The following is an 8,913-nucleotide window of genomic DNA, read 5'->3' as shown; positions in this document are numbered from 1 at the left end:
CAAACCAAAGGAACCTCTGTCCCCACTTTAGTAGTGGAGACAGGGGTTCCTTTGCGTAAAACTTGGGGACTTCCCAGTTAATGCGAACTTTTGGGAAAGTCCTTTTTTGGTAGGAGCATCATTAAAAAACCCAAAAAACATCTTTTTGTTCTAAAATATGACATATAGGAGGGGATCATGCTGATGAATCAAGGTGTGACTTTACTTCGTGTCGAAAGAGCCAGGAGGAAGCTGTATCAAGTCCAGAAAAAGTACGGATTTTTAACACATCCCAAAGTGATTGAACAATCCAAGAAACTGGATGATCTGTTGAATCATTACCAAACGGGTAGATCAGATCATTAAGCTAATGTGTATTACGTGTTGCATCATATATGATTTCACAAACCAGGCTTGGAGGTAATAAAATTGAATCGACGAAATGCTGTAACCCCCTTTGGGTGGGAGATCAAACAAAAACTGGTTGAGAAAAGAATGGATCAGAAAACGTTTTGTACTACATATCATATTCCGACCACCAGATTGTCCAATCTCATTCACGGAACACGTAGGGCTACGAGATATAGAAAGCAAGTATCCGAATTGCTTGGAATTGAAGAATAACGTATCTTTATCTATTTCTGGAGAAAGTCAGCTCTATCTATACGCATGAATTCACACCAGCAGGGAAATCAGCACAGGGAGTGTAGCAAGAGAAATGACCGCACTAATGACGAAAGCAGAGGCCGTTTCCGATTCCAGACTTTCAAAACGCGTAGCAATCATGGCAGCAACGGCTGAGCCAGGGAAGGAAACGAGCAATACGGCTTTTACCGTATCGGCAGACGAAAGACCGCACAGGTAGGCAAGCAGCAGCATTAATAGAGGCTGTACTATCGTTTTTAACAGCGCGATAGCAATGGCGGTTATGCTGAAACTGATATTGCGTACGCCGATGGTCACACCGACTGCGAATAAAGCGGCCCCGGACGTAATATCACCAATTTGATTGAACGATTTGTTCAGTAAATCCGGGGAGTGGAAGCCGAACAAGGTCAAAATAACACCAATAAGCGGCACCAGCGCCAGCGGTTCTCTTAAGCCGTGGAGAATGGAGTCCCAAACAATCTTCCCGAGATGACCATTCCGCTCTTTGCCTGAGTTCCGGCTGGCGACGGTAGCTATGATGGTAGCCGCTGGATCAAGAACAGCATTGACTACAATCCCCGTAATCGCAATCGGGATAGCTACAGCAGAGGAACCGTAGATGGCACCCAGCACCGGAATGCCCATAAAGGCAAACGTCGGCTGGGCCGAGTTCAAAGCAAACATGGATGCATCCTTTACCGATTGCTTCACCGCAAACCGACCCACCAGCAGGAGGACGGCATAAAAGCCGACAATACCCATGAACAGAGCCAGCAAGAAAGGCCATTGCTCGATCAGGGATTTCCTGCTGGTGGCCGTAATGCCGATAAATAAATGCGCGGGCAGCGCAAATTTGGTAACCAGTGAATTTAGGGCTTTCGAGGAAGAGGCATCGAAGCTTTTGTAATGGCCTGCCAACCACCCTAAAATAATAACGAAGAAAATAGGCACCAAAATGTAAAAGATATGTCCGACACTCATGGATTGTTCCTCCTGAAAGCCCTCTTAATGCGGGTGGTGTATTACGTTTTCCACTGCTTTTACCTTCGCATATTCCGGCTTCCACATCGCATCCCGAACGGCTTGCTCGATATCTGAAATGCGTGCCTGAGCCACCTGATCCTGAATCGCAGCTTTTCCTACTGCAACAGCAACGGCAAACGATACATCCCGTAATTTTCGGATGTTGGGAAGCAATGCGCCTCCGGGTTGATCGGTATCCACCCCATTGGCAACAGCGTCTGCCGCAGCGGTAAACATGGCGGGTGTAATTCTTTTTGCTCGGACCACAATTGCGCCCAGACCAAGCCCCGGAAAAACAAAGGCGTTATTCGCCTGTCCAATTTCAAGTTTCGTTCCGTTATAGCTAACAGGTTCAAAGGGGCTTCCGGTAGCGATTAAGGCCTTGCCATCTGTCCATCGAATCAAATCCTCCGGCACGGCTTCCGCCAGGTTCGTAGGGTTAGACATCGGCATAATAATGGGACGCTCCACATGCTTGGCCATTTCCTTGACAATCTCTTCGGTAAAGGCACTCGCTACACCGGAAGTTCCGATCAATATCGTAGGCTTCACCTGTCGGATGACCTCCAGCAGCGATATTTTGCCGTCATCAGACCGGGTCCAGGAGCTGACTTCTTCCTTGCTGCGCACATACGGCTTCTGATAATCCAATATATCCTCCATATCGTCCGTTAGCAGACCTCGATAATCAAAGGCCCAAAAGGACTTGAAGGAATCCTTGTCTGCAAGGCCGTCCACGATCATGGCTCCGCGAATTTGGTCGGCGTTGCCGATTCCCGCTGCTCCCGGGCCGAAGACCAGTATTCGTTGCTTACGCAGCGGAACCTTGGTGACGCCTACCGCCGAAAGAATTGCAGCCAAGGTTACGGCTCCCGTACCCTGAATGTCATCGTTAAACGTGAGAATACTTTGACCGTATTTTCCGATAATATGGCGTGCATTCACACTACCCACGTCTTCCCAATGCAAAAGCGCCTTTGGGAATTGAGCTAACGTTTTGCTGATAAAGGTATCAATAAACTGGTTATAAGCCTCTCCGCGAACCCGTTTATGGCGGTTTCCGATATACAGCGGATCATTCAGCAGTTTTTCATTGTTCGTGCCCACATCCAGCACAATCGGCAGCACCCGCCCCGGGTGTATTCCTGCCGCAGCCGTATATACAGCCAGCTTGCCGATGGCAATATTAATGCCTCCCACACCCCAGTCACCAATCCCCAAAATACTTTCGGAATCCGTCACGACAATCAGATCTACATCCTCACCGCTCAGGCCAGAATTATAGAATGCTTGTCCAATGCCGTTCGGGTTATCAATCGACAAATAGACGCCGCCGGGGCGATTATACTCATGACTATATTCCTGAATCGCGGTCCCAACCGTAGGGGTGTAGACTACAGGCAGCATCTCACTCAAATGGTCGGTTAGCAGCCGATAGTACAGCACGACATTTCGATTGTGAAGGTCGTTTAGGGAAGCGTTTTTGCGCAGCATGGTCGGTTGTGCCAAAAATTGCTGGTACGCCCGGACGCTCTGTTTCTCCAGAGAAAGGATGGTTGGCGGAAGAATTCCTTCAAGACCCAGTTCTTTGCGTTCCTCTTCGGTAAAAGCGACCCCCTTGTTCAAAAGAGGATTGGCTAATACATCCTTTCCCCGTAGCGGGGTGGATAATGACCCGTCCTTATTCACATAAAATGCTTCCATAGAAATAACCTTCTTTCACTTCATATTGATGATCATTCGTGACGTAAGATGACATGTTATCCATAGTATGGACGCTTGAATCTGATTTATTCGCCTAGTTTTCTATGACAAAATAACCATAATGTATTCTGTTTTTGATCAAAAAGAACTATATATGAGAATGGGATACAAGGTCTTTTTACACTTATTTTTACAGGTAAAAGTAGGTCTAAATACTTGTTTTCTGATAAATGTGAAATATCAGTCTCATTTCGACATTATCCATATATATCAAGATGTGTGAGCTATTTTATTAAAAAAATATGAAGAATTTGCAGCTATGTTTAATCCCTATAAGCGAACATTTTTAAATCCTTTTCAACAAAATAGAACTACCCGGAGGAAAAGGAGATGTTTGTGTGCAGGGACCTATAGCCATTTTTAGCGATAACCACAGGGCTATTGATTATCCCAACGTGATTTATTTTTACGAGTATATACAGTGTGAGGATCAGGAGGCTACTTCAGTCTATGAAGACGCATGCTGCTGCCTGATTGATTACAGGGAGCCTGGACAGGCTGTATGGGTAGCCAATCAGATTCGCGGCCGCTTTCCGCAGATGCCGCTGTTGCTGGTGACGGATGTATCGCATCCGTTCAGTGATCAGCATATGGTGCAGATTACCGGAATAGGCCGTTTGCGCCTGCTGTTTTGGCAAGCCAATGACAACGAGGAAATGCTTTCCGAAATTCAAAGCTTGCTTTATCCCGAGTATTCGGCCAAAAGTCAGCATATTGCTTTCATCTTGTCTGTGTATAACGAGGAGCAGCGTTTTGTGCATGTCAAGAAGTTTGCTGAACGGTTGCAAGCCTTTATCCGCAGCCATATTGTAGAGGGCTCCATTTATCTCATTGATGATGGCAGTCACGATGGGACGAATGCCTTGATCAAAGCGCTGGAGGCAGCGACAGACCTGTCCGTGAACCGGATTAATCAGAATCTGAGTCCGCTGCTTCAAACCAGGGAACTGGGACGCAATACCCGCAAGGCAGGAACGTATCTGGAAGGGATGCGTACCATCGGCGCGGATTACTATGTATTTGTGGACGCGGACGATTCCTTTTTTATTGAGGATATTGCCAAAATGATTAATGTCGTTCGGCAGGGCTACTATGATGTGGTGATTGGAACCAAGGACATGACGGCTGAAAACCGTTCCTTATTACGATCTGTAGTCAGTTTCGGCAAACGTGTCATTTCGCGGCCGTTTTTACCGACAGGCGTGGTAGATTCCCAAACAGGGCTTAAAGTGATGAGTTCGGTCGCTGTGAAGAGGATGTTCCCGCATTTGAAGGAACAGCTCGGACTGGCGCTGGATCTGGAAATGATGTTTATCGCCAAGCGACTCCAGCTTCGAGTGCTGCAATTACCTGTCAAGTGTATTGACCGGGACGGATCGCACATCCATGTCTGGAAGGATTCCATTCGTTTTTTGCGCTCCATCATTGATATTTGGCGACTGGATCGGCGGGTGAGATAAGCACGTGACAAACCGCTTGCGAACGTTGATGTTTCCTCTATTTAATGTGCTGCTGAACGGCTTTAATTTTTTCTTCCATATTGCAGCGAGCTGGTATCTTACCGGACAAGCTTATGGTCAGGCGAATGCGCTGCTGGCCCTCTTTGCACTTTTGTCCGTTTTGGGTCTGTCCATTCAACTATTAACAGCCAAGCTGGTCTCCAAGGGAGACAAGAAGCTTCCATTGAGCAGCTTGCCACTTGGTTCCCTATTGCTAAAAGCACCACTGTTTCTAACCGCGCTTGCCATAGTCATTTTGCTGGCGTTTCATCCGCTGCTGCGCTCGCTATTAGGCGTGGAATCTGGACCGCTGTTCATGCTGTATGGCTTGGTAGGGCTGCATATTCTCGTCAGCTCGTGCCGTGGAGATTTACAGGGCAGGGAACGCATGCTGGCTCTCAATATCAACTATTACATTGAGGTTTTAGGAAAGCTGAGCCTGTTTTTTATACTGGCTGCGTCAGGGCTTAAACTGGAGGCTTTGCTGCTGGCAAGCTGTGGGGGAATGCTGCTGTCGCTGCTTCACGGCTGGGCTGTTTCGGTTCGAGGCTTATCCTTACTCGGTCATACCAGGGAACGTATACCTTCCGGGCTATGGAAATCACTAGGCCAGGATTTTACGGATAGTCTTATTACGAATTTATTTATTTTGTTCTGCATTTCCATTGACATGCTGTATGTGCAGCATTATTTTCCCGAACAGGCCAGTGGCTATGCGATTGCGCTGAAATATAGCCAGTTGGTCTATTACGTGTCGTACAGCCTGATTGCCGCCTTTATACCAAAGCTCGGTGCGCAGGGTCATGATCGCCAAGCCCTGGGCAAGCTGGTTGCCGTCTATGCCGGATTAATGGCTATTGCAGCGATCTGTGTATATGTGGGCATCACCTTTGTATTCCCGCCCTCTATTCCCGTACTATTCGGGTCTTCATACCAGTCGGCAGAAGCCTATATTCCGCTAGGGGGATGGGTGTATTGGCTGTTTTCTATCGTGCTGTTCTTTGTTCATGTGCATGTGTTGGTGGGCAGGCGCAAATTTATGTTCGGGCTGCTGGCCGGAGCTGCGACTTTATTGGCAGCCTTTCATATTGCGCATCAAAACCCGTCTGACTTTCTGCTATCTGAATTGATTGTTTACGGCGCCATGTCTCTCTACTTTGTGGTAGATGCCTATGTATATTTGTTCAAAATAAAGATAAGGGGGGATTCAACCCGTGAATACAATACCTGAACAGGATGGTAAAACCGTAGTTCTGTTGCTCTCCTGGCGTGACATTCGTTCGCCTAAAAGCGGGGGGGCCGAAATTTTTACCCACGAAATGCTCAAACGCTCACAGCAAGACCGTTTTCAGTTTATTCATTTTTCGCCCAGGCTTGAGGGGATGCCCGAGGAAGAAATCATAGACGGAATTACGTATATCCGAAAAGGAAACATCTATAGCGTTATTTATTATGCCATGCGCTATTATCGCCATCATCGTAAGCATATTGATTATGTGATTAATCAGGCGAACACGCATCAGTTTTTCACCCGTTTCTGGGTGGAGGCGCCCAAGCGAATTTTCTTTATACATCAGCTAACAAGGGAAATATGGTTTGAAAATGCCGGATTCCCGCTTAATCATATCGGATATCGCCTGGAGCCATTGATGCTCAAGCTTGCCCGTAAGGATCGGACAATTACCGTATCCCCGTCTACCCGTTATGATCTGCTCAAGCTGGGCTTTCACCCGGATCGTGTTCATCTACTGCCTGAAGGCATCGAGTTTGAACACTGGCCTCGGGAACAATTTTTAACCAAGGAGTCCAATCCGACCTTTATGTACGCCGGACGCTTTGTAAAATATAAAGGCATTGATCTGGTGGTTGAAGCTTTTGGAGAGCTTAAGAAAAAATTCCCGCAGGCTATGTTATGGATCGCTGGAAAAACCGATAAAACCTATGTGGCAGAACAATTATTGCCGATTATGAAACGGTATGGATTGACCTACGGAGAACCGGATGAACAGGGACAATCCCAAGCGGATATTACCTTTTACGGATTCGTTTCAGCAGAGCATAAGCTGGAGCTGATGAGCCGCGCCCACGCGCTCGTATTCCCTTCCCTGCGTGAAGGCTGGGGCTTGACGATTACTGAAGCAGCGGCTGTGGGGACTCCCAGCATCGTCAGTAATTCACCCGGACTGGTGGATGCGACGGATTTTGGGAAAAGCGGATACCTGTGCTTCCACGGTGACGTCCGGGGATTATCTGAACAAATGGAAAGAGCAGCCAACGGCGGTGAAGACTATATGGCCATGCGTGAGCGGGCGTATCAGTATGCGCTGGGATTTCATTTTGATCATACGGCGGCTGCATTTGAGCAGTTAATGGGAGATTGGGTAAAGGAGGCGGAACAGAGTGGACAAAGTGGTCATTCTCTTCTCCACGTACAACAATGAACGGACGATAGAGCCTTGTTTGCGGAGCTGTATGTGGCAAAATTACAAGGATCTGCATATCGTGATTGCCGATGACGGCTCGGAGGATCAGACGGTGGAGACGATTCGTACGCTAGCCGCAGGGAGTCCAGTACCCGTAACGGTGTTGGAGCTTCCTCATGGAGAGCGGGGCGTTGCCAGAGTCAGGGCGGTTGAGGAGGCTGGACGTTTGGGTGCCGAGTACATACTTGTATTGGATTCGGATATGATTTTAGCCGAGCATTTGATTCAGCAGAGCATCGACTTTTTTGACCATCATCAGGACATCGGCGCATTGGTCGTTCCCGAGGAGGCCTATTCGGAGGCGGCCAACTTTTTTTCCAAAGTCAAAGTCTTTGAGCGGAATGTGATTAACAACGCGGGTGAGAGCTTGGGAAAACGTTCGATTGAAGCGGCACGCTTCTGGCGAATGAGCGCTTATGAATCGACGGGCGGATTTAACGCGGAGCAGATTGCTTTTGAAGAAATACAGCCGACCCTGCGTTATATAGAGTCTGGCGGAGTCATCCGGCGGGCGGTGTTTACCCGTGTATATCATGATGAAAAACAAGTCTATCTGCGTGATGTATTACGTAAAAAAGCTTACTACTTCTCGGTGATGGATCGTACGCTGTCGTCTGAGGAGGGGGGATTGCGGAAGGCGCTGGAACGGTGGTACTTTTTCCGTCCGGTGCTATATACATGGAGCAATCTGAAAAGCTACATTCGTCACCCGCTGCTAACGGCGGGGATGCTGTGGATGTATGCATGCCTGACCGTGATTGGGGCAGCCGCCGTGTTGAAGGGCGGCGCCCGTCACTCAGGCGATCTCGCTAAGGCGGACAAGGCGTAAGGATGAACGGCCCAAGGTCAGCGTATCCACCGTGTACAGGTCGGGATCGGAAGATTCCGACTCATCATACGGTATATACAGTGAGTGTGCAGTTAACTGAATGCCTTCCTGTGCAGGATGACGAAGCGAGCTGCCCACAGGATACAGTTCAGCCAGTGCAACGTGTACAGCAGTTACGATATCTTGCTCATTCAGCAGCACATAGGGTCGGTATGGAGCATTCAGAATGCTGTCTATAAATACCGACAGGGCAGGAGCGATGCTCTGGTCTGTGTTCAGATGTGTTCGATTGAGCTTGGCTTCATCAAGCGCCTCGTACAGTATCGTTTTCAGTGTGTCATCATCCAACTCCAGTGGTTTCGTCAAAAAGCGGAATACGCCCACTTGATTAATCGCGGATAAAATGGTCTGCGTATGCAGGTGACCTGACAAAATGATCCGAACGATATGGGGATAGTCCTCCTTGATCATACGAAGAAAGGTAATTCCGTCCAAACCAGGCATAAGCAAATCGGAAACCACGACATCAATCGGGTGCTGCTCCAGCACCTGCAAGGCTTCTTTGGTGGTATGAGCGGTATGTAAGGTGAACCTTTCTTCCGACAATGTCCGTTCAAGCAGGGATAAAACCATAGGACTGTCGTCAACAAATAGAATGTTTTGGGGTGTCATAAGAACTGGGCAACTC

Annotated in this window: 9 protein-coding genes; 6 read left to right on the top strand and 3 right to left on the bottom strand. The window is 48.0% G+C overall.

Features of this window, described 5'->3' with window-relative positions:
• Positions 1-177: 177 nt before the first annotated feature.
• On the top strand, positions 178-345 hold the full coding sequence (locus C1I60_RS00430; RefSeq protein WP_082067123.1) for an aspartyl-phosphate phosphatase Spo0E family protein: 168 nt from the start codon (positions 178-180) through the stop codon (positions 343-345).
• Between the two features lie 63 nt (positions 346-408).
• Positions 409-603: an XRE family transcriptional regulator gene (locus tag C1I60_RS00425; RefSeq protein WP_137060008.1), complete on the top strand. Its 195-nt coding sequence runs from the start codon at positions 409-411 to the stop codon at positions 601-603.
• Positions 604-654: 51 nt separating this feature from the next.
• Here C1I60_RS00425 and C1I60_RS00420 read toward each other — a convergent pair whose 3' ends face one another.
• Together C1I60_RS00420 and C1I60_RS00415 are read right to left on the bottom strand one after the other, a co-directional pair.
• The gene (locus tag C1I60_RS00420) at positions 655-1,608 is read right to left on the bottom strand and encodes an AEC family transporter (RefSeq protein ID WP_137060007.1); all 954 of its coding nucleotides are present in this window, start codon (positions 1,606-1,608) and stop codon (positions 655-657) included.
• 24 nt (positions 1,609-1,632) lie between these two features.
• A complete protein-coding gene (locus C1I60_RS00415; protein WP_137060006.1) occupies positions 1,633-3,354 on the bottom strand; it encodes an NAD-dependent malic enzyme in 1,722 nt (573 codons plus the stop codon).
• A gap of 398 nt (positions 3,355-3,752) precedes the next feature.
• On the opposite strand from C1I60_RS00415, the gene C1I60_RS00410 reads away from it, so the two are divergent.
• Genes C1I60_RS00410 through C1I60_RS00395 form a run of 4 tightly spaced genes read left to right on the top strand, consistent with a single transcriptional unit; the run spans position 3,753 to position 8,225 of the window.
• The gene (locus C1I60_RS00410; protein ID WP_137060005.1) at positions 3,753-4,874 is read left to right on the top strand and encodes a glycosyltransferase family 2 protein; all 1,122 of its coding nucleotides are present in this window, start codon (positions 3,753-3,755) and stop codon (positions 4,872-4,874) included.
• A gap of 4 nt (positions 4,875-4,878) precedes the next feature.
• On the top strand, positions 4,879-6,144 hold the full coding sequence (locus tag C1I60_RS00405) for an MATE family efflux transporter (RefSeq protein WP_137060004.1): 1,266 nt from the start codon (positions 4,879-4,881) through the stop codon (positions 6,142-6,144).
• A complete protein-coding gene (locus C1I60_RS00400) occupies positions 6,128-7,354 on the top strand; it encodes a glycosyltransferase family 4 protein (protein ID WP_137060003.1) in 1,227 nt (408 codons plus the stop codon). The genes C1I60_RS00405 and C1I60_RS00400 overlap by 17 nt, the downstream gene beginning before the upstream one ends.
• A complete protein-coding gene (locus tag C1I60_RS00395; protein ID WP_137060002.1) occupies positions 7,314-8,225 on the top strand; it encodes a glycosyltransferase family A protein in 912 nt (303 codons plus the stop codon). The genes C1I60_RS00400 and C1I60_RS00395 overlap by 41 nt, the downstream gene beginning before the upstream one ends.
• Here C1I60_RS00395 and C1I60_RS00390 read toward each other — a convergent pair.
• Complete coding sequence (locus C1I60_RS00390; protein WP_137060001.1) at positions 8,193-8,897, bottom strand: response regulator; 705 nt, start codon at positions 8,895-8,897, stop codon at positions 8,193-8,195. The two genes, C1I60_RS00395 and C1I60_RS00390, sit on opposite strands and share 33 nt — an antisense overlap.
• Positions 8,898-8,913: the final 16 nt, after the last annotated feature.

Origin of the sequence: Paenibacillus terrae (assembly GCF_005217525.1) — a bacterium.
Classification (GTDB): Bacteria; Bacillota; Bacilli; order Paenibacillales; family Paenibacillaceae; genus Paenibacillus; species Paenibacillus terrae_C.
The sequence above is the reverse complement of the archived record's forward strand: the minus strand, read 5'-3'. Positions and strand labels throughout refer to the sequence as shown.

Excerpts from the sequence above, each read along its gene's own strand:
- C1I60_RS00430 (WP_082067123.1), top strand. The coding sequence starts at position 178 with ATGCTGATGAATCAAGGTGTGACTTTACTTCGTGTCGAAAGAGCCAGG.
- C1I60_RS00420 (WP_137060007.1), bottom strand. The coding sequence starts at position 1,608 with ATGAGTGTCGGACATATCTTTTACATTTTGGTGCCTATTTTCTTCGTT.
- C1I60_RS00415 (WP_137060006.1), bottom strand. The coding sequence starts at position 3,354 with ATGGAAGCATTTTATGTGAATAAGGACGGGTCATTATCCACCCCGCTA.
- C1I60_RS00390 (WP_137060001.1), bottom strand. The coding sequence starts at position 8,897 with ATGACACCCCAAAACATTCTATTTGTTGACGACAGTCCTATGGTTTTA.